Origin of the sequence: Cryobacterium sp. Y11, assembly GCF_002929535.1 — a bacterium.
In the GTDB taxonomy this organism is placed as follows: domain Bacteria; phylum Actinomycetota; class Actinomycetes; order Actinomycetales; family Microbacteriaceae; genus Cryobacterium.
Genome location: NZ_PJJO01000061.1, coordinates 508,319 through 534,560, shown reverse-complemented (window position 1 = coordinate 534,560; position 26,242 = coordinate 508,319). Strand labels below are relative to the sequence as shown.

The following is a 26,242-nucleotide window of genomic DNA, read 5'->3' as shown; positions in this document are numbered from 1 at the left end:
CTACCAAACTACCAAGTGCGCGCGTATACCCGGCAGGGGCACACACACAAACGGAGGTCGGATCGCTTTCGCAATCCGACCTCCGTCAGTTTTTGTTAGGCGCCGACCTTGAACCGGGCAAAGCCCGACACGGTCAGTTTTGCGTCGTCCAGAACCTTCGCGACGGACAATTTGTTGTCCTTGGCGTAGTCCTGTTCGAGCAGGGCCACCTGCTTGAGGAATGCCTTGACGCGTCCCTCAACGATCTTGGGCAGGGCCGCTTCCGGCTTGCCCTCGTTCTTCGAGATCTCGGTGACGATCTTGCGCTCGGTCTCCACGAGGTCAGCAGGAACGTCGCTCGCTGCCAGGTACTCGGGGTTGGCGAACGAGATGTGCTGAGCAACGCTACGAGCGGTCTCTACATCGGCTCCGGAGAAGCCGAGAACAACACCGACCTGCGGGGGCAGGTCCTTGCTGGTCTTGTGCAGGTAGATCGAGAACGACTCGCCGGTGACGGCTGCAACACGGCGAAGTTCGAACTTCTCGCCGATGATGGCTGCTTCGCCGTCGATGAGCTCGGCAACGGTCTGGGTGCCAGCCGTTGCGGCCAGTCCAGCCTCAACAGTGGTCGCGCCAGCGGCGGCGATCGCGTCGATAACCTTGTCGGCCAGGGCGACGAACTTGACACCCTTCGCGACGAAGTCGGTCTCGCAGGCGAGCTCGATCAGGTACGCGGTGTTGCCAATTTCTTTGGCAGCGACCAGTCCCTCAGAGGTGGAACGGTCAGCGCGCTTGGCGTTGCCCTTGGCACCCTTGAGACGCAGGATCTCGATGGCCTTGTCCATGTCGCCGTCGGCTTCAACGAGGGCGTTCTTGGTGTCGACCATTCCGGTGCCGAGGTTCTCGCGGAGAGCCTTGACGTTTTCGAGTGTGAAGTTTGCCATACCGGGTTCCTTACTTGGTCTCGTCGGCGACGACGGTCGGCTCTTCGGCGACAGCGTCGGCGATGCTGGTGTCAGCAACGATGACCTCTGCAACGACGGCCTCATCGGCGGCGACGGAAGCGTCGGCAACCTTCTCGGTTTCGGCAGAGGACTGCGCGGGGGTGCTCTCGGCGTCGGAGGCCTGCAGCAGTTCGGCTTCCCACGCGGCGAGGGGCTCAACTTCGGCCTCCGGCTTGGCGTGGCGCTGGATCAGGCCCTCGGCTGCTGCGTCCGCGATGATGCGGGTGAGCAGGCCAACGGAGCGGATGGCGTCGTCGTTGCCCGGAATCGGGTACTGCACGTCGTCGGGGTCGCAGTTGGTGTCGAGAATGGCGATGACGGGGATGCCGAGCTTGCGCGCCTCGTCAATGGCGAGGTGCTCCTTGTTAGTGTCAACAACCCACAATGCAGACGGGGTCTTCGTGAGGTTGCGGATTCCGCCGAGGCTCTTGTGCAGCTTGACCAGCTCGCGCTTCTTGATAAGCATTTCCTTCTTCGTGAAACCGCTCTTGGCGGTGTCGTCGAAGTCGAGCTCTTCGAGTTCTTTCATGCGGGCCAGACGCTTGGAAACGGTCTGGAAGTTCGTGAGAAGTCCACCGAGCCAGCGCTGGTTGACGTAGGGCTGGCCTACGCGCTGCGCCTGCTCCGAGATGGATTCCTGGGCCTGCTTCTTGGTGCCAACGAAGAGGATGGTGCCGCCGTGAGCAACCGTCTCCTTGACGAAGTCATAGGCCTTGTCAACGAACCCGAGCGACTGCTGCAGGTCGATGATGTAGATGCCGGAACGCTCGGTGAAGATGAAGCGCTTCATCTTCGGGTTCCAACGGCGGGTCTGGTGCCCGAAGTGCACGCCGCTGTCGAGCAGCTGGCGGATGGTTACGACGGCCATATGCCGTACTCCTGTTCTAATCTGCGCTCGCACGCACATCAATCGGTTTGTGCGATAATCGGTCGATCATCGCTCCTGGTGCCCGGCACACGTCCGCCCTGTGACACGAAGATTCACTGTGCATGAATCTGGCGTGAGACGGGACCGATTGGACATGGCGGCCAAATGGGCACGCGTAGTCAGCGCACAAAGCGCTGCTGGGGATAGCGTACCACCGCTGGCCGGTCGGGCGGAACCGTTCGAGTGGGTCCGAGTAAGGTGGCGCGGGCGAGACGGGGCGGCTCCTCCACAGGCGTGGTTCTGCGGTTCAGTGCACGGATACCATCGCATCCCATTTCGCACGGTTGACGCACGGCAGGCTGTGCTCATGCAGACTGTACGCGGTGCAATGGTTCATCTTGTTGCAGGGCATGTTCGGACGCGGCGTATTCACGGTCGCCGACTGGCAGCATCCGCTTTAATGGGGTTGATTCTTCTCGCGAGTCCGGTTCCCGCGGCGAGCGTGGAACCGCCGATGGGCGTTGCTACGGCAGCGAATGGCTGGCGCTGGCCGCTCCCGGAGCCGCACCGGCTGATCGCACCGTTCGTTGCGCCGGCATCACCGTATGCCGCCGGTCATCGCGGCATCGACCTGGCGGCGCAGGCCGGGGACGCCGTGCTGGCACCGCACGACGGCGTCGTGTCGTTCGCCGGCGTGGTCGTTGATCGACCCGTGCTTTCCATCACGCAGGCCGATGATGTGATCGCAACGGTGGAGCCGGTACTGGCACTCGTGTCGGTCGGCGACCGGGTACTGGCTGGGCAAGAGATTGGCACGGTGGCTTCTGGCGGTCATTGCCCGCCGGGCTGCCTGCACCTGGGGATACGCCTGCACGGGCAATACGTCTCGCCGCTCCTCTATTTGGGCGGCGTGCAGCGGGCCGTTCTACTGCCAGCCGGGCCGTGATCGGTGCGCCACTTCGACGTGACGACGGCCACCGCGCGCTCGGTATGGCCAGGATTTAAGCGCGGGGGTGGGCCAGTCCGTAGCTGGCCTTGAGGCGTTCGGCGGAGACGTGCGTGTAAATCTGGGTGGTGCCAAGGCTGACGTGTCCGAGTAGTTCTTGCACGGCCCGCAGGTCAGCGCCACCGTCCAGCAGATGGGTGGCTGCCGTGTGCCGCAGGGCGTGCGGCCCGGCCGGACCGGTACCGGGAACCTCGGCGAGCAACGTTGCGACTAGACGGTAGACCCCGCGCACGCCCAAGCGCTGCCCCCGTCGGCCGAGAAACAATGCGGCGGCGGGCACTAGAGACTGGGGTGCCGTGGCTGCGCCCGTGCTCGCGGTCTGCTCCAGGAGGGCGGGCCTGGCCTGGCCGAGGTACTGCACGATCGCACGCTGTGCCGGCACACCGAACGGCACCACCCGCTCCTTGGATCCCTTTCCCGTGACCCGAACGGTCAGCCGGTCAAGGTCGACGTCGGCGACGTCGAGTCCGATCAGTTCTGAAACACGCAGGGCAGAGGCATAGAGCAGTTCGACGATCGCCAAGTCGCGCCCGGCCATCGCCTCTCCGCCTCTGGCCCGGGCCGTCAGCGAGTTGAGCAACTCGTTCATTTGGGTGTGCGTGATGACTCGAGGCAGGGTATGGCCAGGCTTGGGCGAACGGAGGCGGGCGGCCGGATCCACACTGTCATCGCGGGCGCGAGCCAGCCAGGCGGTGAAGCTGCGTACCGTCGCCGACCGGCGGGCGAGCGTCGCGCGGGCTAGGCCAGCCTGGGTGCCAACCCACAGCCATTCCCGCAGCAGTTCCAAGCTCAGATCAGCGGATGTCGCGACGCCACGGTCGACCGCAAACACAGCCAGCTGCGTCAAATCAGTGCGGTACGCCCGCACGGTGTGCGCCGAGTAGCCCCGCTCCGCACTGAGGTAGCACAGAAACGCGTCAATGTCATCGGTCAGCTGCACGGGTTCACTGTCTCTTTCTCGACGTCATTGCTGACGAGAGAAGGCGTCGAGTCGATCTTCGGGCGAGAGGGAGTCCAACCGTTCGAGGTAGTCGGCCGAAAAATGCGTGGCGGTCTCGAAGGTGCCCAGCGGCACCTGCGAGTGCGTGATCTGATCGGCGTAGACGTGCACGAGGTTGAGGGTCTGTCCGCCGTTTACCCCGGTGAGTTCACGACTGGGTGCACTGAGATCCATCGTGTAGCAAGTGGCCGCAGCCACCGACACCGGAATTCCGGCAAACACGCCCTGGGTTGCATAATGCAGGTGCCCGCCGAGGATGGCACGCACGTCGCTGCCGGCCAACACCGCGGCCAGTCTCGGTTGTTCTTGCAACTCGAGCACGCTCATGAGCGGTAGCGGCGTCGGAATCGGCGGGTGGTGGAGGGCCAGGATGGAGCCGTGGCGAGCGGGCGTGCTCAGCACTGTGCGCAGCCATTCCAATTGCGCGTTGGTCACTTCACCGTGGTGATAGCCCGGCACGCTGGTGTCGAGGGCAATAATTCGCAGGCCGTCGAGGTCAATCACTTGGTCGATGGGGTCCTGGTGGTCGGCGTTCTGATCGACGCGGGTCTGAACGTCGGTATATCGGACCTCGGGCGCCACCGGTGCGCCCGATTGGTTCTGGCGGAGCAGGGTACTGCGAAACGCGGCGCGCTTGTCGTGGTTGCCCATCACCCAGATGATCTTGGCTTCCCACTGGGCGGCGGCGGCCTCCATGATGCCGCGGATGCGGCGGTAGGCATCCGCTTCGCCCCGATCGGCGATATCACCGGTGAGAATGAGTGCGTCGGGGCGGATGCCGGAACGGTGCAACTGTTCGAGAGCGCGGTGCACCGTGTGGTCGGTGTCGATGGCGTCGTAGAGCGCAGCGCCCTCCGCGAGAAAATGCGTGTCGCTGAGGTGAACCAGAATCTTTTCAGCGGGCGCATACTGGCCCCAGTGCACGGTCGACATGCCCCACCCTTCGTCACGATCCAGCCTACGGGCTGCCACCGACACTCGGGTTCTGCGGTGCCACTACGCCGGAACGCCCGCGCTGCAGCGTGAGCGTCCAGGACGTCCCGCGCACCGCACCGGCCCCACGTTGCACGCCGTTATGCCCGGCGCACCCAGCCGGCCTCTCGCTCCTGGACGGCCCCGTCGAGGTCGAGGCCGCCGAGGGCGCCGCGCACGGCGTCACTCGACAACCCGGCGCGGCGCGACAGATCGGCGACCGTGCGCGGAGACCGACCGCTCAGGGCATCAAACACGCGGATCTGGTCGCTCGTTCGCGGTACCGGGCCGGGGCCCGCGTCGGTGTCTGGAAAGTCCAGGGGAACCTGAATCGACCGCTCGCCGACAAGCTCAGCCATTTCACTCGGATTCGTCACGCAGACGGCGGCGAATTCGCGAATCAGGCGATGGCAGCCGGCCGAGGTGGGGCTCGTGATCGGGCCGGGAACCGCGCCCAGTGGGCGGCCGAGGGCAGATGCATGGCCGGCCGTGTTGAGGGAGCCAGACCGCCAGCCAGCTTCGAGCACGATAGTCGCCGCACTGGATGCGGCAATGAGTCTGTTTCGTTGCAGAAACCGCCATTTTGTCGGTGCCGCGCCGCAGGGAAGCTCGGAGATGACGGCGCCGGAGGCCACGATCCGGGTCAGCAGGGAGTCGTGGCCGGTCGGGTAGAACCGGTCGACTCCCCCGGCGAGGAAGGCCACGGTGATTCCATCGCTGGCGAGCGCGGCCCGGTGCGCCATCCCGTCGATGCCATAGGCAGCACCCGACACGATGGCAAATCCGCGGTCGACGAGCCCGGCCGAGGCTTCCATGGCGATGTGTTCGCCGTATCCGGTGGCCGCCCGGGCTCCGACTAACGCGATGGAGTTGGGCAGGGCGGCGAGCGCAGAAGGCACGCCGCGCCACCAGAGCGCGAGCGGCGCATGCAGCTCGAGGTCGTTCAGAGCCTCGGGCCAGAGGGCATCCGTTGCCAACAGTAACCGGGCTTCGACGCGGGCCGCCTGTTGCAGAAAACGGATGACTTCGGTTGAGTTGAGCCGCGGGCGCCAGCGCTGCAGCCCCAGGTCGAGGGCGGCCTCAAGTTCGGCGCTCGTGTCGGCATCCGCGTCGCTGAAATCAATGGCCGGACTCACGGCGAACAGCACACGTGGGCCGACTGGCGCGTCGCCGGAGAGCGCGTCGCGCACCAGGGCGCCCAGGCGCACCGGGCTCCACGACTCGAGGATCGCGGTCAGGGCAACCCTGGCCCCGAGGCTAGCCACGAGCAGTCCGGCCGTGCCGTCTCCCGGTTCGGCTATGCCCGACCAGGCCGCGCGGGCGAACACCTCGGCGATAGCGGCGGTGTCGGTTCCCATCGCGTCGGTTCCCATCGCGTCTATTCTCACCGCGTCTGTTCCCATCGGGTCGGTTCCCACCGGGTCTGTTCCCATCGCGTCTGTTCCCACCGGGTCTGTGACGGTGAGGGTCGCTGTGTTGTCGGCGCTGCGCGTAACGGATGCGCGGCCCGAGACGACGGTGCTGCTAGCGTCATCCGAACGGCCACCCCCAGCGGTGCTCCCGGAAACGTCTGTGCTGCCGACGAGGTGAAGTGCGTTGGTGATCGGCATGTCGGTGATCGGCATGCTGTTAATAGGCATGCTGTTAATAGGCATGCTGTTAATAGGCATGCTGTTAATACGTATAGGGGCTACATCGTGGCCGCGTTCGCGGTTGGTGCCGAAGGTAGGTGGCGAGTCACCCGATGCCGCCATGCCGCCGCGTACCCCCAAAGCCAGCGCTCTGACCCGGGACTCGTCGAGACCGAACAACTTCATGATGTCATTCCTTTGCGTAGGTAGAGGGCTTGCCCGACCTGATCGGCGCCGGGACTGGTGAGACCGTCGTAATCTGCGAGAGTCCAGGCGATGCGCAGCACCCGGTCGTAGCCGCGCATGGTAATTCCGCCACGTTCGAGCGCACGGTCAAGGCCCGCCGTTGTGGCCGCGGTCAACCGAACCTGGGCGCCGCGCAGCCACGGGCCAGGAACCTGCGAGTTCAACGTCCACGGCGTGCTGGCGAGCCGCTCGGCCGCCGCAGCTCTGGCGCCAACCACCCGATTTCGGGCGCTGCCGCTGGTGAGCCGATTCGTGCCGGCGGCGAGGCGCAGCTGAGCGGCCGTGATGCGCTTGACGTTGAGCTGGATATCAATACGGTCAAGCAACGGTCCGGAGATGCGGGCGAGATACCGGCGGCGCGCGTTCGGCGGGCAGGTGCAGCTGAGGTCCCCCGCCCCATACTGCCCGCACGGGCAGGGGTTGGCCGCCATCACGAGCTGGAATCGGGCCGGAAAATGCGCGACGGCATTGGCCCGGTGAATGCTGATCCACCCCGATTCCAACGGTTGACGCAGGGCGTCAAGCACCGGCGAGGCGAACTCGGGAGCCTCGTCGAGAAACAAAACACCGTGCGAGGCCTGCGACGCGGCCCCCGGCCGAATCTGCCCGTTGCCACCCCCCACCATGGCCGCCGCCGTCGCCGTGTGATGGGGCGCCTCCCACGGCGGGCGGGTAATGAGGGCATCACCAAGCCCGAGGCCACCGAGTGAGCGCAGCGAACTGACTTCAAGCGAACTCGCCGGGTCGAGGTCGGGCAGCAGCCCCGGTAGGCGGGCCGCAAGCATGGTCTTGCCGGCCCCTGGCGGGCCCAGCAGAAAGACGTGATGTCCGCCGGCTGCGGCGATTTGCAGGGCCAGGATGGCGTCATCATTGCCGATCACGTCGGCCAGGTCGGGTTCGGCGTCGGTGCTGTTCGGCAGGGCCGCCGCGAGGATTGGCTCGACCGGTATCGGCGCGAGCTGGGCTCCGTGGAAGATCGCCGCATCACGCAGCGACGCGACGCCAATCACCCGCACATTGGGCACGAGCCGGGCCTCGGCCTCATTGCCGATCGGCACCATCACCGTTGTATACCCGAGGCGAGCGGCCGTCATCACGCCCGGAAGGATGCCCGGGGTTGGTCGCAGTCGCCCGTCGAGGGCGAGCTCCCCAAAGTGCACGACCTTGCCCACTGAGACGTGCGAAATGGTGCTGTCCGCGGCGAGGCACGCCAGTGCGATCGCGAGATCGAAGCCGGCGCCGTGTTTGGGTAACGCGGCCGGCGACAGATTGATGGTGAGGCGGTGAACGGTGAGCGGGCATCCGCTATTGGTGGCCGCCGCGCGTACCCGCTGGGTTGCCTGGGAGAGGGCCGCGTCGGGCAGACCGATCAAAATCATGCCGGGCAGTTGCGCCGAGATGTCGGCCTCGACCTCGACCAGTGCGCCGGTCAGGCCCAGCAGGGCAACGGCGTGGGTGCGAGCGATGCCCATCAGAACACGCCCTCGAGGTGTTCGATGACCGGTTGGCGGCCGTTTGGCGCGATCACCGCGATAACGTCGAGCCGGATCTGGCGCGGCCACCGCTCGGCCTGTACGCACCATGCGGCAGCGAGGCGGCGCATCCGGGCGAGCTTTTTGACGGTGATCGCTTCAAACGGATGCCCGAAGCTCAGGCTGCTGCGCGTCTTCACCTCGACGAAGACCACCGCAGAGCCGCGTTGCACGACGAGGTCGATCTCGCCCTCTGCGCAGCGCCAATTACGTGTCAAGATCGTGTAACCGGCACCCTCGAGAAAGCGAGCGGCCTGCTCTTCGCCGAGTTTGCCGACTTCGTCTTTACGCGCCACGAGTGCCTCCGAGAACCAGAGTGATGTCTCGGGGCCCGTGCAGCACCGGCCGCCACCACATTGGTGGAGAAGACCCCAACCGTGGTGCCTGTGGAGGAGGCGCTACGCGAAGTGCAGCACAGGCGGCACTGTTTGGTAGTCAGCTGCCCCGCGCAGCGCTACTCGTCGTGCATCACGAACAGGCGGCGCACGACGTCGCCGGCCACGAGCGCATCCAAGCTCTCGTTGAGGTCGGCGAGCGGGCGGGTATCGGTGTGCAGCAGTTCGACCGGCAAGAGGCCATCTCGCCACAGCTGCAGGTAGCGCGGAATGTCCCGGCTCGGCACCGAATCGCCCATGTAGGAGCCGAGCAGCCGATGGCCAAGCCCGGCAAACTGCAGGGCGGACGTCGTGATGGTCTGCTCGGGATGCGGCAGGCCGACCGACACCAGTGCGCCGCCGCGGGTGAGTAAGGCGAGGCTGGCTTCCATGACGCGGGCACTGCCGACGGCTTCGATGGCGAGGTCGACGCCATCTCCAGCGTGCGTGTGCACGAGCTCGGCCGCCTGGTCGGGCGATCCGGCATGCTGCGCGCCTAATCGGAGGGCCAGCTCCTGTTTCTGTGGCAACGGATCGATCGCGATCACGGTCGTGCCGGCTACCTGAGCCGCGGCCATCACGGCCATCAGGCCGACCGCGCCGAGACCGAAGACGATTACCGATTGGTCGGGCGCGAGGGCGCCGGTGTTGAGCACGGCGCCGATACCGGTGAGCGCCGCGCAGCCAAACATGGCGGCGACGTCGAAGGGAACGTCTTGGTCAATCACCACGACCGATTCGCGGGCGACGACCGCGTACTGCGAGAAGGCCGAGACGCCCAGGTGGTGGTTGATGCGCTCCCCCGAGTCGCTCGCCAGCACTGCCGGGCCGTGCAGCAGGTCGCCGGTTCCGTTCGCCGCGGCGCCGCGGTGGCAGAGCGCTGGTCGCCCAGCCAGGCAGGCCCGGCACTCGCCGCAGCTCGGCACGAACACCAGCACGACCCGGTCGCCGACGACCACATCGGTGATGCCGTCACCGATGGCTGCCACTGTGCCGGAGGCCTCGTGGCCGAGCGCCATCGGCAGGGGGCGGATGCGCGAGCCGTCGATCACCGACAGGTCCGAGTGGCAGAGGCTCGCTCGTTCGATGCGCACGAGTACCTCACCCGACCGCGGTACCGGCACCGGAATCTGCTCGAACGTCAGCGGTCGGCTGTCGGCGTAGGGGCGCGAGGAGCCGGCTTCGCGAAGAATCGTGCTGAGCATCGTTGCTGGAATCATTCCTCCAATCTATCGTCAGCTCCACGTACGCTGGGCATATGAAAACGCTGCGCAACCGGGTAACCGACTTCGGCATGTATGCCCTGAACGGCGTGCACCGGATGCTGCTGGCTCTAACGCGCGGACGCCTCGGCTGGACCATCGGCACCATGCAGACGGTCGAGCTGCACACGATCGGCCGCAGCAGCGGGCTTCATCGGTCGACGATGCTCACAGCGCCGGTGCAGGAGGACGGTCGATACATATTCGTGGCATCCAAGGGCGGCGACGACCGGCATCCGTTCTGGTACCTCAACCTCGTGGCGCAGCCAGCGGTGGACCTGACCATTCGCGGGGTGACGCGGCCGTTTCGGGCGCGCACCGCATCATCCGCTGAAAAAGCCGAACTCTGGCCGCGCATCGTCGCCGCTTACCCCGGATATGGCGCCTACCAGGGCAGGACCGCGCGCGACATTCCGGTGGTCATCTGCGAGCCGCGGATCTAATCGCGGATGGGGCCTGGGCCCGGACCATGGGCCCAGTTTATAAACTGGGCCCATGGACGGGGCCCAGGCCCCGTCCATGGCAGGGGTCAGGCTACCGGCTCGAGGGTCTCGGCGGCGACGATGGCCGGGAAGATCGGCGCGTGCACGCCGGCCATCTCCTCCAGCACCCGGATGACTTGGCAGCTGTACCCGAATTCGTTGTCATACCAGACGTACAGCACGGCCTTCTGGTCGGTGACGATGGTGGCGAGTCCGTCGACGATGCCGGCACGGCGAGAGCCGAGAAAGTCACTCGAGACGACCTCGGGCGAGTCGATGTAGTCGATCTGCCGGTGCAGCGAGGAGTGCAGCGACATGGTGCGGAGATACGTGTTGAGCTCGTCCTTGTCGGTCGCGCCGGCCAGGTTGAGGTTGAGGATGGCCATTGACACGTCGGGGGTGGGCACGCGAATGGCGTTGCCGGTGAGCCTGCCGGCCAGCTCGGGCAGGGCCTTGGCCACGGCCTTGGCCGCACCGGTCTCGGTAATGACCATGTTGAGCGCGGCCGAGCGGCCGCGGCGGTCGCCGGAGTGGAAGTTGTCGATGAGGTTCTGGTCGTTGGTGAAGGAGTGCACGGTTTCGACGTGGCCGTCGATGATGCCGTAGCGGTCGTTGATGGCCTTCAGCACCGGGGTGATCGCGTTCGTGGTGCAGGACGCCGCAGTGATGATGCGGTCGCTGGCCAGAATGTCGCCGTGGTTAATGCCGTGCACGATGTTCTTGAGCGCGCCCTTGCCCGGCGCGGTCAACAGCACTCGCGCGACTCCTGGGCACTTCAGGTGCTGCGACAGGCCCGCTTCGTCGCGCCACTTGCCGGTGTTGTCGACGACGATGGCGTCGTGGATGCCGTACTGCGTGTAGTCGACGCTGGCCGGGTCGGCGGAGTAGATCACCTGGATCAGCGTGCCATTGGCCAGAATGGTGTTGTTCTCTTCGTCGATGGTGATCGTGCCCTCGAAGGGGCCGTGCACCGAGTCGCGGCGCAGCAGGCTCGCGCGCTTGATCAAATCGTTGGCGGATCCGCGCCGCACGACAATCGCTCGCAGACGCAGCCCCTGGCCACCACCGGCGTGCTCGATCAAGATTCGCGCGAGCAGTCGGCCAATGCGGCCAAACCCGTAGAGCACGACGTCGGTACTGGTGCGACCATCGAGTCCGTGCTGGCCGACCACGTCGGCCAGTTCGCCGCGCAAGTATTCCTCCAGGGTGACGCCGTCGTTCTGCTCGCGAAAGCCGACGGCCAGGCGTGCTAAGTCGACCGAGGCTGCGCCGAGACCCAGCCGGTCGAGCTCTTGCAGAATCGGCAGCGTCTCGGCGAGCGGCAACTCGACATCCGCTATGTGACGGGCGAAACGGTGGGCCTTGAGCAGTCCGATGACCGACTTGTTCACTAGGCCGCGTCCATACACGCTGGTAACAACGTTGTTGTCCCGGTAGAGGCGCCCGATCAGGGGAATCATCGCCTCGGCCAAGGCCTCACGGTTGCTCCATGTTGCACGGGCACGATCAGCGTCCTGAATCACAGGGTTGCCTTCCTAAACCTTCGTTGGTTAGTCCGTTAAACGGATCATGTCCGGCCACCCACGGTCCCGGAGTAATTCTTACTCGTCGAGCGCCAGTTCCTTGGGGAGTTCGAAGTCTTTCGACGCGAGTTCTTCTACGTTGACGTCCTTGAAGGTCAGCACGCGCACCGACTTCACGAATCGGTCGGAGCGGTAGACGTCCCAGACCCAGACGTCTTTCATGGTCAGTTCAAAATAGAAATCGTGTTCGGTGTCACGGCGCACCAATTCGACCTCATTGGCGAGGTAGAAGCGTCGTTCGGTTTCGACGACGTACTGAAACTGTCCGACTACGTCTCGATATTCCCGGTACAGGGCCAACTCGACCTCGCGGTCGTAGTCCTCGATTTCGTCTTCTTCCATGGTGATCTCATCTTACGCTGAGATTTTGAGCCACGATTTTCGGTGTAAGGGGCTCGGTCCGAGCAGGTTGATCGCGCTCATGTGGGCTGCACTGCCGTACCCCTTGTTCGACGCCCAGCCGTAGCCAGGCTCTTCGTCGTGCGCGGCGATCATCAGGCGATCGCGGTGCACCTTCGCGATGACGGATGCCGCCGCCACCGACCCACAATCCCGGTCAGCCTTGATACGAGTCACGACGTTCAGGGGGGTGGCCAACGCCTTGTTCAGCCAGTCGTCGCTGCCGTCGAGCAACACGATGCTGCCGGCCACGTCGACGCCCTGCGCATACAGGTCGGACAAGGCACGCTTACCGGCAAGGCCGAGGCAAGCGATAATACCGAGTTCATCGACCTCCGCGGCCGAGGCGAGGCCAACAGCAGAGAATGTCGCCCAGGCGACGGCGAGCGGCGCGAGCAGCTCCCGGCGCGGCTCGCTGAGCATCTTCGAATCGCGCAGCCCCTGCGGCATGCTCAAAACGGAAGCGTTCACCGCGGCAAATCCCACTGCCACCGGCCCGGCGAGGGCCCCGCGACCGACCTCGTCACAGCCGATCACGAAGCTTGCACCGGTGCGCAACAGGTCGAACTCCACCTCGAGGGTGGGATCGGACACCGCCACTACTGCGCACCCTGCTCGTGCTGTGCGCCCTGCTCGGTCTGCTCGACCTCGCGGAACACGTCAGGGTAGTCATCGAGCCAGGCCCAATGGTCGAGCGGCCAGCTCACCACCAGCGCTCGACCGACGACGTTCTCGACGGGCACATAGCCCTTACCAGCCGTCTCGCCGTTGTAGCGGGAATCCTTGGAGTTGTAGCGATTGTCGCCCATCATCCAGAGCGAATCAGCCGGAATTGTGACATCGAAGTCATCCCTGGAGACCTTGGTCTCACCGGCCGGCAGCAGCGCGTAGGCCGACTCGTCGAGTGGAATATCGTTGACACTCATCTGGCCGAGGGCATTGCAACAGACAACGTGGTCGCCGGACAGCCCGATGACCCGCTTGATCAAGTGGTCATTGCTGTCGGGAGCTGACAGTCCAACGACAGACAGGAGCCAGTCGGCTCCGGCCACGATCGGGTTCTGCACGATCTCGGCCTGCGGCAATAGCCATCCGCCCGGGTCCTTGAACACGATGACGTCGCCGCGAGTGATCGGAATCAGGTCGGGTTCGAGCTGGTTCACAATGATGCGGTCATTGACTTGCAGGGTGTTCTCCATCGACCCAGATGGAATGTAGAACGAGCGGATCAAAAAGGTCTTGATCAGAAACGAGATGAGCAGTGCGACCACAAAAATGATGAGGAGGTCGCGAATGAACAGCAAGACACTGCGCTGCTTGCTGGGTGCCATCTTTCTGGGATACCTCTTCGACCCTGATACCCGGTGGTCGGGCTGAGAGGCGAGCACTTCATCTGTCATTTAACCGCCTGAGCTCCCCATCAGTTTAGGTGATGGGGAGCTCAGGCAAATGCGGGGTCAGCGCGAGAGTTAGCGCTTTTCCTTGATCTTGGCCTTCTTGCCACGCAGGTCGCGCAGGTAGTACAGCTTCGCGCGACGAACGTCGCCGCGGGTCACGATCTCGATGTGGTCGATGACCGGGGAGTGCACCGGGAAGGTACGCTCGACGCCGATCTGAAAGCTGACCTTGCGAACGCAGAACGTTTCGCGCACGCCTTCGCCGGAGCGGCCGATGACGACTCCCTGGAAGACCTGGATACGAGAGCGGGTTCCCTCAATGATGTTGACGTGAACCTTGACGGTGTCGCCGGCACGGAAGTCAGGAAGATCCTTCTTCAGTGATGGGGCGTCTACCGCGTCGAGAATATGCATGTTGTTTCGCTCTCTGTACCCGCCACAGGTCGACTACGCTAGGTGCTTCATTCGAAGCAATCAGTATGAGGATGTGCGCCGCAACGAGCAGGTTCCCCTGTGGCAGAGTCCTGCAGCGGCACAATCGCCAAGTCTGCCATGAATTCGGCCACGCGCCAAGTCAGGCCCCAGCCCAGGTCAGGGTCGGTCGCGCTTTTCTTCGATAACAATGACGTCTGGCGTGTTGCCGCGTGCAAAAGTCGGTGCCGGTTTCGAGATATTTGGCGACGCATAGGGCAGTGGATGCTGCGGCCCGGCTGGTGCAGACTGCCCGCGTGCGGTCTGTTCCACCAGATCAACCATCGCGCGCATTCGACGCTTAGCCGAGCCGAACAGTTCCCAGACCGCGAACCAGAAGACGGCGATGCCGCCGATAATGACGAGCACGCTGAGCCAGCCGGCGGCATCCGTTGACAAGGGAACAGCGATGATGAGCGCGTGCCAGAGGGCCAGTACGCCGACGTCGGCGTAGGAAAGCGCCCGGGCTTCGCGCACTTCTTTGCGCGCATAAAAGAGGAGGGCAACGAGAAGCAGCCCGAAACCAATGAGGACAGCTGCGAAGAAAATGCCCAGCACAGCCCAGGCACCGGATCCGAAGATCGCGGACCCAACGAGGAGCCAGAGCGGCAGGGCTCCGGCGGCAATGAATTGCCAGTGGTAAAAGGCTCGGCGGATGATCACCGGGTCAGCCTATCGGCGCACTCTGGGGCTTTCCTTGGCGTTCGCTGGAGGCAGAAGATGGGCCGTCAGAATGGGCCGGACGGGCTTTCAGGTCGAGTGCGTTCAGGTCGTGGGCTGCTGAATGGTGCGCAGCAGCAGGTCGGGGCGTACGCGTTCGGTGCGTTCGATTTGCTGCTCGTGGCGCCAGGTACTGATGGCACCGTGGTTGCCGCTGAGCAACACCGGCGGCACATCGAGGCCGCGCCAGCTGGACGGTTTGGTGTAGCTGGGGTATTCCAGTAGGCCGTCTTCGTGGGATTCCTCAACGAGGCTCTCAGGGTTGCCGACGACGCCGGGAATGAGACGTCCGATCGCTTCAATCATGGCCATCACTGCGACCTCTCCCCCGTTGAGCACATAGTCGCCGAGGCTGACCAGGCGCACCCGGCCGCGCTGTGAGTAGTGGTCCACGACGCGCTGATCGATGCCCTCGTAGCGGCCGCATCCGAAGACGAGGTGCCGTTCGAGCGACAGTTCGCGGGCCATGGCCTGGGTGAACTGGTCGCCAGCCGGCGACGGAAAGATGAGGATCGGGCCGTCGTCGGAGGCGTTGACGGTGGCTGGCGTTTCGGTCAAGGCTGCCTCGGGCGAAGCACCGAGGATGGCGTCGAGGGCGGCTCCCCAGGGTTCTGGCTTCATCACCATACCGGCGCCACCGCCATAGGGAGTGTCGTCGACCGAGTGGTGCCGGTCGTGGGTGTGGTCGCGCAGGTTGTGCACGCCCAGTTCGATCAGTCCACTCTGGCGAGCCTTGCCGAGCAGCGACAGGTCGAGCACATCGAAGAATTCCGGAAAAATGGTGACAATGTCAATGCGCATGGTCAAATTCTAGAAGAGTCCGGCGTGCGCTTTCGCCTCCAGATAGCGGTCGATGACCAGATCAACCAGTGCGCCGGGGGCATTTTCCCCCGGCAGGAGCAGCGGGGCGGTGACCAGCTCGGCGCCCGCGCTCTGGGCACGGGTGAGATCAAAAAAGTATCCGGGCGCCATGAGATAGGTGCTCACCGTCACACTGTCGGTGCGCAGCCGGGCCTCGATGAGGGCATCAGCCAAGCGCGGGGTTGCGGCGGAGAGAAAACCGACCGTGACCGGCACGTCAAGGCGTTCGGCGAGCATGGCGCCAACCGTGCGGCAGTCATCGACCGCCCGCTCGTCACTGGAGCCGGCGGCAGCGAGCACGATTTCACTATGTGCCCCGCCGGTGAACCCCGCGGCACGCAGCCGCAATTCGAGCACGTCGATGAGGCGTTTGTCGGGGCCGAGGGCGCGCGAGAGAGTCGTCACACGCCCCGGAACACGGGTTTCGCGCTGCAGATCCACGTGAACGTGATAGCCGGCGGAGAGCAGGAGGGGCACGACCACGGCGGCGTGATTCGGGCGCAGCGCGCCCAGGCTCGCCACAACATCCGGTTGTTGAACATCGACGAAACCTCCAGTCACGCCCAAATCGGGGCGAGCATCGGCGACGGCCTCGACGAGCGCAGCGATGGCGGCCTGACCGTCAGCTGAGCTCGTGCCGTGCGAAATAGCGACGAGTGCGGCGGTGAGCGCAGCCTGCTGTGGGGCATCCGTTTGGTCAGTGCGGAGTCGATCGGCCCGCACCTGATCGGTGCTGGCCGGATCGGTTCGCACCCGCAGGGAACTGAGTCGTTCGTCGAGCAGGATCATGCCGCGCTCTACAGTTCACGGGGGGCGTGCACGCCAGGCTCGACGGCGACCTCGATGAAACCGCCAACGACGCGGGTTTCGTAGGTGTTCAGCACGAGCGTCGGATTGGTGAAGCATTCTCCGGTGCCGAGGTCGTACACCTCTTTGTGCAGCGGCGAGGCGATGGTGGGGCGGTCACCCTTGGAGCCGACGATGCCGCGGGCCATGACGTTGGCCTCGGTGTGCGGGTCGCGGTGGTCGACGGCGTAGATCTCGGTCGGAGAGAGCAGAAACAGGGCAATCTGTTTCATGCGGATGAGGGCGGCTTCGCCCCAGCTGGGTTCCAGGTCGGTCACGGCGCAGGCGCGCTCCCACACCAGAGTCGGGCGGGCCACGGTCATGGTCTGGTCTGGTCTGTCATCGTCATGGTGCGCTCCCCGGGGTTTCGCGTTTGTGCGTTGATGCCACGGTAGGCGAGCCATATTTCGGCCAGTCGCCCGCTATGTTTCCCCGCCGTGAAACTCGCCTCACAGCGGGGGTGCGCAGCTGTGGGGCTTTGGATCAGTAGTGGACACATGCGCGACACGAGGGGGAAACTGCCCCAAACTACGCTCACAATTGCCCCGCCTTGAAAGGATGCTGATGCCAGCTTCGGATGAAACCGCCTCCGCGTATTCTGCCTCAGACCCCACAGCTCTCGTTGTGGGCGCGACACATGCCGTCATACCAGCCAGCGCAGCGGATGCCGCCCGTCCCGCTGCCGAGACGCCGCGCCGGGTCATCGTGATCGGCGGCGGCCCGGCCGCCCACCGCCTCACCGATGCCCTGCACTCGCGGGACACCAAGCAGACGCTCTCGATCGTCGTGTTGGCCGAGGAGAACCACCGGCCCTACGATCGGGTCGCACTCAGCCACCGGCTCACCGGCCTGATCGACCTCACCCTGGAGCCCACCGCACCGTGGGACAGCGAGCGCATCGCACTGCGCATCAACGAGCGAGCGACCAGCATCGACCGGGTGAACCACACCGTTACGACGTCCACCGGGGCTCTGCTCGAGTATGACGACCTCGTGCTCGCTACCGGGTCGAGCGCCCCCGTGCCCGAGATGCCCGGCCGCGAACACATTCGGGTATACCGCACCCTCGACGACGTCGATGCCCTGGTCGACGAACTCGCCGCCCTGACCGTCTCGCTCGGCCGCGCCCCGCGCATTGTCGTGGCTGGCGGCGGGCTGCTCGGCCTCGAAGCGGCCGGTGGATTGCACACGCTCGGCGCCGAGTCGGCCATCGTGCACTCCGGTGGCTGGCTGATGTCGGCCCAGCTCGACGAGGGCGGCGGGCAGGCGCTCGGCCGGCTGATCATCGCCCAAGGAATCGAGCTGCACCTCGGCACCCGGGCCTGCACCATCCTCACGACGGGCGACAACAGCGCAGTGACCGGCCTACAGCTTTGCAACGGCCGCCAAATCGACGCCGACCTGGTCGTCTACGCGATCGGCATTTCGCCGCGCGACGAGTTGGCCCGGGCGGCCGGACTGCTCATGGGCACCCGCGGCGGCGTCACGATCGGCAACGACTGCCGCACCAGCGATGCGAACATCTGGGCGATCGGCGAGGTCGCGAGCTGGAACGAGCGCTGCGTCGGCCTCGTCGCCCCGGCCAACGCCATGGCCGAGGTTGTCGCCGATCGACTGCTCGGCGGCACGGCCGAGTTCACCACCGTCGACGATGCCACCAAACTCAAGCTCTCCGGCGTTGACGTCGCGAGCTTCGGCGATGCCCTGGCGACCACACCGGGTTCGCTCGAGATCGTCTACGCCGACCCCGCCCGCGGGCTGTACCAGAAGCTTGTCATGACCGACGATGCGAAAACCCTGCTGGGAGGCATCTTCGTCGGCGATGCCACCCCGTACTCGGCGCTGCGCCCGATGGTCGGACGCCAGCTGCGCAGCGAGCCCGCCGCGTACCTTTCGGCGGCCGGTGCCGAGGCTCCAGCCGGCGACGAACTGCCAGACGACGCCCTGGTCTGCTCCTGCAACATGGTTTCGGCCGGTGCGGTGCGGCAGGCGGTGCGTGGCGATGATCATACTGACGGTTGCACCGAACTCGGCGCACTGAAAGCCTGCACCAGGGCTGGCACGCAGTGCGGTTCGTGCGTGCCACTGGTCAAGAAGATTCTCGAGGCCGAACTGACGGCATCCGGTCAAACGGTTTCGCACGCGCTGTGCGAACACTTCGAACTGAGCCGGCAGGAGCTGTTCGACTCGGTGCGGGTGCTCGAGCTCACCTCGAGCGACGAGATCTTCTCCCGCTTCGGCACCGGCCGCGGCTGCGATGTGTGCAAACCCGCGGTCGGCTCGATTCTGGCCAGCCAGAACAGCTCATATATTTTGGATGCCGGCCGCGGCACCCTGCAAGACACCAACGACCGCGCCATGGCCAACATGCAAAAGGACGGCACCTACTCGGTAGTCCCCCGCATTCCGGGCGGCGAGATCACACCGACCAAACTGGCCGTTATTGCGCAGGTCGCGCTCGACTTCGACCTCTATACCAAGATCACCGGTGGGCAGCGGATCGACCTGTTCGGCGCCCGACTGGAACAGCTGCCCGACATCTGGCGCATCCTCGTCAACGCCGGGTTCGAGTCCGGACAGGCATATGGCAAGTCGCTGCGCAATGTGAAGAGTTGCGTGGGGTCGACCTGGTGCCGGTTCGGCGTGCAGGATGCCGTCGGCCTCGCCATTCGGCTGGAATTGCGCTACCGCGGGCTGCGTGCCCCGCACAAATTCAAGTTCGGGGTGTCGGGCTGCGCCCGGGAGTGCGCAGAGGCCCGCGCGAAGGACGTCGGAATCATCGCGAGCGACAGCGGCTGGAACATGTATGTCGGTGGCAACGGCGGCTTTCAGCCCGCGCACGGGCAGCTGCTCGCGACCGACCTCGATGAAGAAACCCTGATCAAGTACATCGACCGCTACATGATGTACTACATTCGCACCGCCGATCGGATGCAGCGCACCGCTCGGTGGATGGAAGACCTGGGCGGCGGCCTCGAACACGTGCGCGACGTGGTCATCAACGACTCGCTCGACCTCGCCGACGAGCTCGAACAGGCCATGCTCGCCCACGTCGACAACTACGAAGACGAATGGGCCGCGACGCTCGCCGACCCGGAGCGGCTGCGCCGGTTCCGCTCCTTCGTGAACGCCCCGACCGAACCAGACCCGAGCATCGCGCTCGTTACGGAGCGTGACCAAATCAGACCGGCGACTCCGGCCGAACGAGCCGCATCGGGTACTGTGCTTCTAAGTGGAAGCCGCATTCCCGTTCGAAAAGAGTAAGCAGATGACAGCCCGCAGTTCCCGCTCAGTTGGGCACGTTACCCCCGGCCAAGTCACCCTCGTCGGCGGTGGGCCCGGCGCCGCTGGGCTGCTCACCATCGCCGCCGTGACGGCCTTGGCCCAGGCGGGTGTCGTGTTGTTCGACCGTCTCGCCCCCCACGACGAACTCGCCCTGCTCGCACCCCACGCGACTCTCATCGACGTCGGTAAGCGAGCAGGCAACCACCCGATCTCACAGACCGGAATCGAAGAACTCATGGTGGAGCACGCCCTCGCCGGCAAACGCGTGGTGCGGCTAAAAGGCGGCGACCCCTATGTGTTCGGGCGCGGCAGCGAAGAAGTGCTCGCCTGCCACCGCAACGGCATTGCGGTGACGGTCATTTCCGGCGTCACAAGTGCGATCGCGGTGCCGGCGGCGGCGGGAATCCCGCTAACCCATCGCGGCATCAGCCACGCGTTCACCGTGATCAGCGGCCACGCGCCGCTCACCGACAACGAACTCGCGGGCCTCACCCTGCTCGGCAGCACCATCGTCATACTGATGGGCGTCGGCACGTTGCCGACCCTGAGCCAAGGATTGCTGCGCCACGGCATGCCCGCCACTATGCCGGTAGCCATTATTGAACGTGGCTTCAGCGCCACCCAGCGCACGACCGTAAGCACGCTCTCGACGGTGCTGGCCGATGCCGCGGCGGCCAGCGTGCGTAGCCCCGCCGTTCTCGTCGTCGGCGAAGTCGTGCGTCTCGCCTTTAGTGGCGACGCCGCCGCGGAAGTTCTCGTGGCCCATGCTGCCGAGTTCGCGATGACCGACTGATGGCGGGAGCGAATGACGAAAGCTGGCCCGGCACCACCGAACCGATCGAAGCCGCTGCCCCGTTTCTGCAGCCGAACCAGCTCGAAGGCTTTCGCATTGGAGTCACCAGCGATCGGCGTTCGGGCGACCTGATCGACGCATTCGAGCGCCGCGGGGCGCGGATTGTGCACGCCCCGACGCTGCGCATCGCGCACTCCCAGCAGGACGGCCCGCTGCTCGATGACACTCGCAGCATGATCACAGCACGTCCCGACATTCTGCTCGCGACCACCGGTTACGGGGTTCGACGGTGGTTTGAAGTGGCCGAGGTCGATGGAATCGGCTCCGACCTCACCGAAGCCCTATCCGATACGACAATTCTGGTGCGCGGGCCGAAGGCCCGTGGCGGAATTCGCGCGGCCGGGCTGAACGACTCGGGTATGAGCGATTCTGAAACGACAGCGTCCCTCGTCGATAAGGTTTTAGCCGAGTATCCGCCGGGGCTGACCATCGGCATTCAGGTACACGGGGCCACCGACGAGGTGCAGCTCGACCGACTGCGCGCCGTGCACGAGCGCGTGCTCGTGGTCGCGCCGTATCGCTGGATCGCCATCGACAACAGCGACGAGCGCGTCTACAAGCTGGTCGAGGCCATTTGCGCCCGCCAGCTCGACTGCGTCACGTTCACGAGCGCGCCGGCCGTCGACGCCCTGTTCACCGCGGCCGAGGGAATGGATGTCTACCCCGAGCTGATTGCCGCGCTCCAGACCGAGGTCTGCGCCGCCGCCGTCGGCCCGGTGACCAGTGCGCCGCTCGTAGCAGCGGGCATCACGCCCATCCAACCGACCCGGTTTCGCATGGGCGCGCTGATTCGGCTGGTCTGCGAGCACCTAGAACAGAACATGATCGAGCGCGTTGAGACCCAGAACGGACTCGTCCAGCTACGCGGCTCCATCGTGCAGATCGGCAATGAACGCGTGCAGCTTCCGCCGACGGCGCTCGCGATTCTGCGCGCGTTGGTACGAGCGCGCGGGGCGGTCGTCTCCCGCGACGACCTCACGCTGATGCTGGCCGGCGACTCCGACGATCACGCCATGGAAGTCTCGCTCAGCCGGCTGCGGCAGACGCTCGGCGTGCCAGGGTTGGTCGCAACCGTGGTCAAGCGCGGGTACCGGCTCAACGTCTAGGGCTTCCGGCACACAAATGCCGGGTTCTGCCACTGCGAACTTCAGTGGGAGAACCCGGCACAGGTACGAGCAACGAGCCTTACGGACGGTCGGCCGGGGCAGCATCCGTTTCAGATTCGACTGCGGCGACAGCGTCAGCCGGGTCCTCTGGCAGCTCTTCGAGCAAGCCGGGCGGCGGCGTGATCGTGACCACGCCGTTCTTCACGTCGACGCTGGGCACGATGGCCTTCACGAACGGGATCATGACGTCGCCGGTGGGCGTCTTGACGATCAGCAAATCTTGCGCTGGCATGTGTTCGAGGCGACCGATGGTGCCGATGCGCACACCGTCACGCATGACGGCGAGACCGACCAGCTGGTGGTCGTACCAGGCGTCTTCTTCATCCGACTGCTCGGCGACGTCCGCATCGATCCAGAGGATCGCCTTCGCGAGCGTTTCTGCCGTTGACCGGTCGGGAACATCCTTGAAAAAACCGACAGCGTGCTGGTTGTACCAGCGCAACTCGACGAGTTCAATCGTCTTGCCGTGCCAGGCCGAGCCGGTTGGAACCTGCAGGGTGAACACGGCGCCCGGGACGAAACGTCGTCCCGGGTCGTCCGTGAACAGTTCGAGCTTGATTGCTCCCTTGAGGCCGTGAGCCTTGGTCAGGCGCCCCACCCTTAACTGCTGGGTGCGGTCCTTCTCGCTATCGTCCACAGATCTAAAAATCGGTGTCGACGACGTCAACGCGTACGCGTCGACCATCGGCCAGAGCCGCAACGAGGGTGCGCAGGGCCTTGGCGGTGCGACCAGCACGACCAATGACCCGGCCGAGATCCTCGGGGTTCACCCGAACCTCGAGCACATCACCTCGCGCAGAGTTCTTTTCTGCAACGTGCACATCGTCCGGGTGATCAACGATCCCCTTGACGAGGTGTTCGAGCGCGGGAGCAAGCAACAGTTACGCCTCGTCGGTTGCTTCGGCAGCAACCTCTTCTACCTTGGCGACCGGCTTCTCGACCTTGGGCTTGAGAACCGGCTTCTTCTTCTCATCAGCGACGAAAGCAACCTTCGGTTCCTTCACCTTGACGGTGTTCTTAGCGTTCTTGTCACCCTTGAAGATGCCCCAGTCGCCCGTGAGCTTGAGGAGCGCAGCAACCTGCTCGGTCGGCTGAGCGCCGACGCTGAGCCAGTACTGCGCACGCTCGGACTTGACCTCGATGACCGAGGGCTCTTCCGTGGGGTGGTAGATGCCGATTTCTTCGATGACACGACCGTCGCGCTTGGTGCGCGCGTCGGCAACGACGATGCGGTAATACGGTGCACGGATCTTGCCCATGCGCTTCAGACGGATTTTGACAGCCACAATTCTCCAGTGTTGATTCGGTGTTTGGCGAACCTTGGGCCGTGAGCGTGGGGGCACACTCGGCATAAGCTCTATAGGATCACGCTGCACCGAGATAGAGGGTCGGGCACAACGGATCGCGACTAATCATTCTGTCAGAGATTCGTTGCGCGGTGTTAATCGAAACCCGATAATCGAAACTCAATGACTTTTGCCTGCCCACCCAAGGAGCGCCCGTGCCACTGGACTTTGCCCGATCCGCACGCTCGACCGTGGGCATCGAGTGGGAGGTCGCGCTCGTCGACCGGTCGACCGGCGATCTGGTCAATATCGCCGACGAGGTGCTCGATACCCTGCGCGGCCCTGACGGCTCGGCACACCCGACGATCACCGGCGAGTTGCTGCTCAACACGGTCGAGCTGGTGTCCGGCGTGCATAATACCGTAAGCGGTGCGGTAGCGGATGTCGCCGGCCAGCTCGGCGAGGTACGCCGCGTTCTTGCGGAACGCGAGGTCGACGTCATCTGTAGCGGATCGCATCCGTTTGCGCAGTGGTTTGACCAGACCATCACCGACAAGGCGCGGTACCACAAGCTCATTGACCGCACCCAGTGGTGGGGGCGCAACATGATGATTTGGGGCATTCACGTGCACGTGGGCATTGAGGACAAGGCCAAAGTCATTCCGATCATGAACGGCCTGCTCAGCTACGTTCCGCATTTGCAGGCGCTGAGCGCGTCAAGCCCGTTCTGGGCTGGCATCGACACCGGGTATGCCAGCAACCGCTCCCTCATGTTTCAGCAGCTGCCGACCGCCGGCCTGCCGTGGGATCTGCCCGACTGGGAAGCGTGGGAGCGTTACGTCGACGACATGGCGGTGACGGGTATCGTCGAGGACGTCACCGAGGTGCGCTGGGACATTCGCCCCTCGCCGCGCTGGGGCACGATCGAAATTCGGGTCTGCGACGGCGTCTCGACCACCGTGGAACTCGGCGCGATCGCCGCGTTCATCCAGTGCCTGGTCGAGTGGATGTCCACCCTTCTCGACGCGGGCGAAGACGTACCGCGCATGCAGCCGTGGTTCGTGCGCGAGAACAAGTGGCGGGCGGCCCGCTACGGGCTCGATGCACAGATCATCCTCGATGCCGTAGGCACCGAGTGCCTGGTAACGGATGACGTGCGTCGCCTGATCCAGACCCTCTCCCCCCTCGCCGAGCGGCTCGGTTGCCTGCCGGAGCTGCTGGCCCTCCACCGCATCATCGACGACGGCGGCAGCTATCAGCGGCAGCTCGCCGTCGCCGCTGCAAACGGAGGCAGCCTGCCGGCGGTCGTTGCGGCACTCAGCCACGAGCTGGCGCAGGGGCTCGGGAGTTAGTTTCAGCTCCGCAGGTGCGGAACGCCTAGTATGCAAGCAGGTCACAGAATTCCTGACCGGTGCACCACTGAGCAAAGGCGAACCGTGAGATACCTTGTGGCTGCACTTCGGCTGGCTGTCGCAGTAGTGGGCATAGTGGCGATTGTGTCGACGTTCTACGACACGGCCACTCGCGCGACGATCAACCCGTTTAATTTTTTCGGGTATTTCACCATGCAGAGCAACATCATTCTGGTACTCGTGCTGCTGGTCACCGCACTCGTTTCCTTCTCTGGACGACGCCAGCGGCCATCGTTGGTCGTGGCGCGAGGCTGCGCCACAACCTACATCGTCATCACCGGCGTCATGTACAACGTGCTGCTGGCGGGACTCGAGGGCGGCGTTTCCCTCGCGTGGGCCAACACCGTGCTACACATCATTCTGCCCATCTACGCCGCCCTTGATTGGGTGATCTTCAGCGATCGAAGCCCCCTCCCCGTCAATAAAATATGGATTCCCCTCGTCTACCCCATCGTGTGGATCATCGTCATCATCATCCGCGGGGCAACCGATGGATGGGTACCGTACCCGTTCTTGGACCCGGCACAGGGCTACGGTGTCGTCGCGCTCTACGCCCTCGCTATCGCTGTGGCCACTGTCGTGTTTGCTGCCATTGTCTGGGGCATCAGCCGAGTGCACGGTGTCCGCAGTTCTGCACTGACCTCAAACGCACGGTGACCGGCACCCCACGAGCGCCGTTCAGCATGTCTGACGCAGTTCCCGTGGTGCGGGTGTGACGCGGGAGCATCCGCTGGCCTGCGTAGGGTCAGGCGTTTTTGCTGTCGCGCCAGGCTAGCCAGTCGATGGCTGGGCCAAGGTCGTAGTCTGGGCCGGAGATTCCGACCGTGAACAAGCGGGTGCCGAGGTCGTAGAGAGCGTCGGCGTCTTCCACGGTGCGGCCGCGCAGCTCGGTGGAAATCTCGATCTCGCTGATATCGCGGCCGACCTCGTCGCACCAGGCGGCGAGCACGCCGAGCTTGTGCTCGAGTACCTCGGGGTTGGAGAACGAGTGCCAAATGTCGGCGTGCTGGGCGACGATGCGCAGGGTTTTCTTCTCTCCGCCGCCACCGATGAGCACCGGGATGTCGCGGGTCGGCGGCGGGTTGATCGTGGCCCAGCGAGCCTTGATGCGGTTCAGGCTGTCGTCGAGGGCGTTCAGTCGGGTTCCGGGTGTGCCGAATTCGTAGCCGTACTCCTGGTAATCGCGCTCGAACCAGCCCGCTCCGGTGCCCAGAAGAAAACGTCCGCCGCTGATGTGGTCGATCGTTCGGGCCATGTCGGCCTGCAGGTCGGCGTTGCGGTAGCTGTTGCAGTTGACCAGGGCGCCGAACTGGATGGTCGTGGTCTGCTCGGCCCAGGCAGCGAGGATTGTCCACGATTCAAAGTGCAGGCCGTCTGGGTCACCGTTGAGCGGAAAGAAGTGGTCCCAGTTGAAAGCGAGGTCGAAGCCTCGGGCCTCGACCTCGGTGAGGGTGTCACGAATCTTGGAGTAGTGGGCATGCTGCGGGGCGATCTGCACGCCCATCCGCACGCTCTGCTTCGCCGCGCTCTGCTTCGCCGCGCCCGATTCGTTCGTCGTCGAGGTCATGTACCCACCCTAGGGCCACGCCCCGGCCGCGCCTCGGTGG

At 64.9% G+C, this 26,242-nt stretch carries 28 protein-coding genes; 7 read left to right on the top strand and 21 right to left on the bottom strand.

The features are described from left to right. Nucleotides 1–95 precede the first annotated feature (95 nt). On the bottom strand, nucleotides 96–923 hold the full coding sequence (gene tsf, locus CXY75_RS19210) for a translation elongation factor Ts (protein WP_104084359.1): 828 nt from the start codon (nucleotides 921–923) through the stop codon (nucleotides 96–98). 10 nt (nucleotides 924–933) lie between these two features. After that, entirely contained in the window at nucleotides 934–1,851 is a 918-nt protein-coding gene (gene rpsB, locus CXY75_RS19205) for a 30S ribosomal protein S2 (RefSeq protein WP_104084358.1), read from the bottom strand. Nucleotides 1,852–2,218: 367 nt separating this feature from the next. Here rpsB and CXY75_RS19200 point away from each other — a divergent pair, with 367 nt between their 5' ends. Next, nucleotides 2,219–2,797 carry a murein hydrolase activator EnvC gene (locus CXY75_RS19200; protein ID WP_233202030.1) on the top strand — a complete coding sequence of 193 codons (579 nt, stop codon included), beginning with the start codon at nucleotides 2,219–2,221 and terminating at the stop codon, nucleotides 2,795–2,797. Nucleotides 2,798–2,852: 55 nt separating this feature from the next. On the opposite strand, the gene CXY75_RS19195 is transcribed toward CXY75_RS19200, so the two are convergent. The 6 genes from CXY75_RS19195 to CXY75_RS19170 all read right to left on the bottom strand — a co-directional run bounded on the left by CXY75_RS19195 (nucleotide 2,853) and on the right by CXY75_RS19170 (nucleotide 9,832). Beyond that, nucleotides 2,853–3,797 carry a tyrosine recombinase XerC gene (locus CXY75_RS19195; RefSeq protein WP_233202029.1) on the bottom strand — a complete coding sequence of 315 codons (945 nt, stop codon included), beginning with the start codon at nucleotides 3,795–3,797 and terminating at the stop codon, nucleotides 2,853–2,855. A gap of 24 nt (nucleotides 3,798–3,821) precedes the next feature. After that, entirely contained in the window at nucleotides 3,822–4,790 is a 969-nt protein-coding gene (locus tag CXY75_RS19190; protein WP_104084357.1) for a metallophosphoesterase, read from the bottom strand. Between the two features lie 140 nt (nucleotides 4,791–4,930). Continuing rightward, entirely contained in the window at nucleotides 4,931–6,646 is a 1,716-nt protein-coding gene (dprA, locus tag CXY75_RS19185) for a DNA-processing protein DprA (RefSeq protein WP_233202028.1), read from the bottom strand. After that, complete coding sequence (locus CXY75_RS19180) at nucleotides 6,643–8,178, bottom strand: YifB family Mg chelatase-like AAA ATPase (RefSeq protein WP_104084356.1); 1,536 nt, start codon at nucleotides 8,176–8,178, stop codon at nucleotides 6,643–6,645. Before CXY75_RS19180 ends, dprA begins: the two co-directional genes overlap by 4 nt. Beyond that, entirely contained in the window at nucleotides 8,178–8,534 is a 357-nt protein-coding gene (locus CXY75_RS19175) for a YraN family protein (RefSeq protein ID WP_104084355.1), read from the bottom strand. Before CXY75_RS19175 ends, CXY75_RS19180 begins: the two co-directional genes overlap by 1 nt. A gap of 158 nt (nucleotides 8,535–8,692) precedes the next feature. Further along, on the bottom strand, nucleotides 8,693–9,832 hold the full coding sequence (locus CXY75_RS19170; RefSeq protein ID WP_104084354.1) for an alcohol dehydrogenase catalytic domain-containing protein: 1,140 nt from the start codon (nucleotides 9,830–9,832) through the stop codon (nucleotides 8,693–8,695). A gap of 38 nt (nucleotides 9,833–9,870) precedes the next feature. Between CXY75_RS19170 and CXY75_RS19165 the strand changes: the two genes are divergently transcribed. Then, nucleotides 9,871–10,317, top strand: a complete 447-nt coding sequence (locus tag CXY75_RS19165; protein WP_199182507.1) for a nitroreductase family deazaflavin-dependent oxidoreductase — start codon at nucleotides 9,871–9,873, stop codon at nucleotides 10,315–10,317. 86 nt (nucleotides 10,318–10,403) lie between these two features. Here CXY75_RS19165 and CXY75_RS19160 read toward each other — a convergent pair whose 3' ends face one another. From CXY75_RS19160 to nirD, 9 genes are all read right to left on the bottom strand, one after another. Beyond that, on the bottom strand, nucleotides 10,404–11,879 hold the full coding sequence (locus CXY75_RS19160) for a glyceraldehyde-3-phosphate dehydrogenase (RefSeq protein ID WP_104084353.1): 1,476 nt from the start codon (nucleotides 11,877–11,879) through the stop codon (nucleotides 10,404–10,406). 78 nt (nucleotides 11,880–11,957) lie between these two features. After that, nucleotides 11,958–12,281: a DUF2469 family protein gene (locus CXY75_RS19155; RefSeq protein ID WP_092449218.1), complete on the bottom strand. Its 324-nt coding sequence runs from the start codon at nucleotides 12,279–12,281 to the stop codon at nucleotides 11,958–11,960. Between the two features lie 12 nt (nucleotides 12,282–12,293). Beyond that, nucleotides 12,294–12,938 carry a ribonuclease HII gene (locus CXY75_RS19150; protein ID WP_104084352.1) on the bottom strand — a complete coding sequence of 215 codons (645 nt, stop codon included), beginning with the start codon at nucleotides 12,936–12,938 and terminating at the stop codon, nucleotides 12,294–12,296. Then, complete coding sequence (gene lepB / locus CXY75_RS19145) at nucleotides 12,938–13,738, bottom strand: signal peptidase I (protein WP_104084351.1); 801 nt, start codon at nucleotides 13,736–13,738, stop codon at nucleotides 12,938–12,940. The genes CXY75_RS19150 and lepB overlap by 1 nt, the downstream gene beginning before the upstream one ends. Nucleotides 13,739–13,807: 69 nt before the next feature. Further along, entirely contained in the window at nucleotides 13,808–14,149 is a 342-nt protein-coding gene (gene rplS, locus CXY75_RS19140) for a 50S ribosomal protein L19 (protein WP_092108884.1), read from the bottom strand. A 177-nt stretch (nucleotides 14,150–14,326) separates the two neighbouring features. After that, entirely contained in the window at nucleotides 14,327–14,869 is a 543-nt protein-coding gene (locus CXY75_RS19135) for an MFS transporter (RefSeq protein WP_104084350.1), read from the bottom strand. Nucleotides 14,870–14,971: 102 nt separating this feature from the next. Beyond that, complete coding sequence (gene trmD, locus CXY75_RS19130) at nucleotides 14,972–15,727, bottom strand: tRNA (guanosine(37)-N1)-methyltransferase TrmD (RefSeq protein ID WP_104084349.1); 756 nt, start codon at nucleotides 15,725–15,727, stop codon at nucleotides 14,972–14,974. Between the two features lie 9 nt (nucleotides 15,728–15,736). Then, nucleotides 15,737–16,576, bottom strand: coding sequence for a sirohydrochlorin chelatase (locus tag CXY75_RS19125; protein WP_104084348.1), 840 nt, complete (start codon nucleotides 16,574–16,576; stop codon nucleotides 15,737–15,739). 8 nt (nucleotides 16,577–16,584) lie between these two features. Beyond that, nucleotides 16,585–16,950, bottom strand: coding sequence for a nitrite reductase small subunit NirD (gene nirD / locus CXY75_RS19120; protein WP_233202027.1), 366 nt, complete (start codon nucleotides 16,948–16,950; stop codon nucleotides 16,585–16,587). Between the two features lie 247 nt (nucleotides 16,951–17,197). Between nirD and nirB the strand changes: the two genes are divergently transcribed. Genes nirB through CXY75_RS19105 form a run of 3 tightly spaced genes read left to right on the top strand, consistent with a single transcriptional unit; the run spans nucleotide 17,198 to nucleotide 21,877 of the window. Then, entirely contained in the window at nucleotides 17,198–19,897 is a 2,700-nt protein-coding gene (gene nirB, locus CXY75_RS19115) for a nitrite reductase large subunit NirB (RefSeq protein ID WP_104084427.1), read from the top strand. Nucleotides 19,898–19,901: 4 nt separating this feature from the next. Next, nucleotides 19,902–20,711, top strand: coding sequence for a uroporphyrinogen-III C-methyltransferase (gene cobA, locus CXY75_RS19110; RefSeq protein WP_104084346.1), 810 nt, complete (start codon nucleotides 19,902–19,904; stop codon nucleotides 20,709–20,711). Then, on the top strand, nucleotides 20,711–21,877 hold the full coding sequence (locus CXY75_RS19105; RefSeq protein WP_104084345.1) for a uroporphyrinogen-III synthase: 1,167 nt from the start codon (nucleotides 20,711–20,713) through the stop codon (nucleotides 21,875–21,877). The genes cobA and CXY75_RS19105 overlap by 1 nt, the downstream gene beginning before the upstream one ends. 79 nt (nucleotides 21,878–21,956) lie before the next feature. On the opposite strand, the gene rimM is transcribed toward CXY75_RS19105, so the two are convergent. Genes rimM through rpsP form a run of 3 tightly spaced genes read right to left on the bottom strand, consistent with a single transcriptional unit; the run spans nucleotide 21,957 to nucleotide 23,223 of the window. Continuing rightward, nucleotides 21,957–22,574 (bottom strand): ribosome maturation factor RimM, encoded by a 618-nt coding sequence (gene rimM / locus CXY75_RS19100; RefSeq protein WP_233202026.1) that lies wholly within the window; start codon nucleotides 22,572–22,574, stop codon nucleotides 21,957–21,959. A 4-nt stretch (nucleotides 22,575–22,578) separates the two neighbouring features. Then, nucleotides 22,579–22,815, bottom strand: a complete 237-nt coding sequence (locus tag CXY75_RS19095) for an RNA-binding protein (protein WP_104084343.1) — start codon at nucleotides 22,813–22,815, stop codon at nucleotides 22,579–22,581. 3 nt (nucleotides 22,816–22,818) lie between these two features. Further along, a complete protein-coding gene (gene rpsP / locus CXY75_RS19090) occupies nucleotides 22,819–23,223 on the bottom strand; it encodes a 30S ribosomal protein S16 (RefSeq protein WP_104084342.1) in 405 nt (134 codons plus the stop codon). Between the two features lie 215 nt (nucleotides 23,224–23,438). Between rpsP and CXY75_RS19085 the strand changes: the two genes are divergently transcribed. Together CXY75_RS19085 and CXY75_RS19080 are read left to right on the top strand one after the other, a co-directional pair. Continuing rightward, on the top strand, nucleotides 23,439–24,575 hold the full coding sequence (locus CXY75_RS19085; protein ID WP_104084341.1) for a glutamate--cysteine ligase: 1,137 nt from the start codon (nucleotides 23,439–23,441) through the stop codon (nucleotides 24,573–24,575). An 84-nt stretch (nucleotides 24,576–24,659) separates the two neighbouring features. Then, nucleotides 24,660–25,292, top strand: coding sequence for a Pr6Pr family membrane protein (locus tag CXY75_RS19080; RefSeq protein WP_104084340.1), 633 nt, complete (start codon nucleotides 24,660–24,662; stop codon nucleotides 25,290–25,292). Between the two features lie 88 nt (nucleotides 25,293–25,380). Here the strand turns inward: CXY75_RS19080 and CXY75_RS19075 are convergent, their stop codons facing one another. Continuing rightward, nucleotides 25,381–26,202: an LLM class F420-dependent oxidoreductase gene (locus CXY75_RS19075; protein ID WP_104084339.1), complete on the bottom strand. Its 822-nt coding sequence runs from the start codon at nucleotides 26,200–26,202 to the stop codon at nucleotides 25,381–25,383. Between the last annotated feature and the right edge of the window lie 40 nt (nucleotides 26,203–26,242).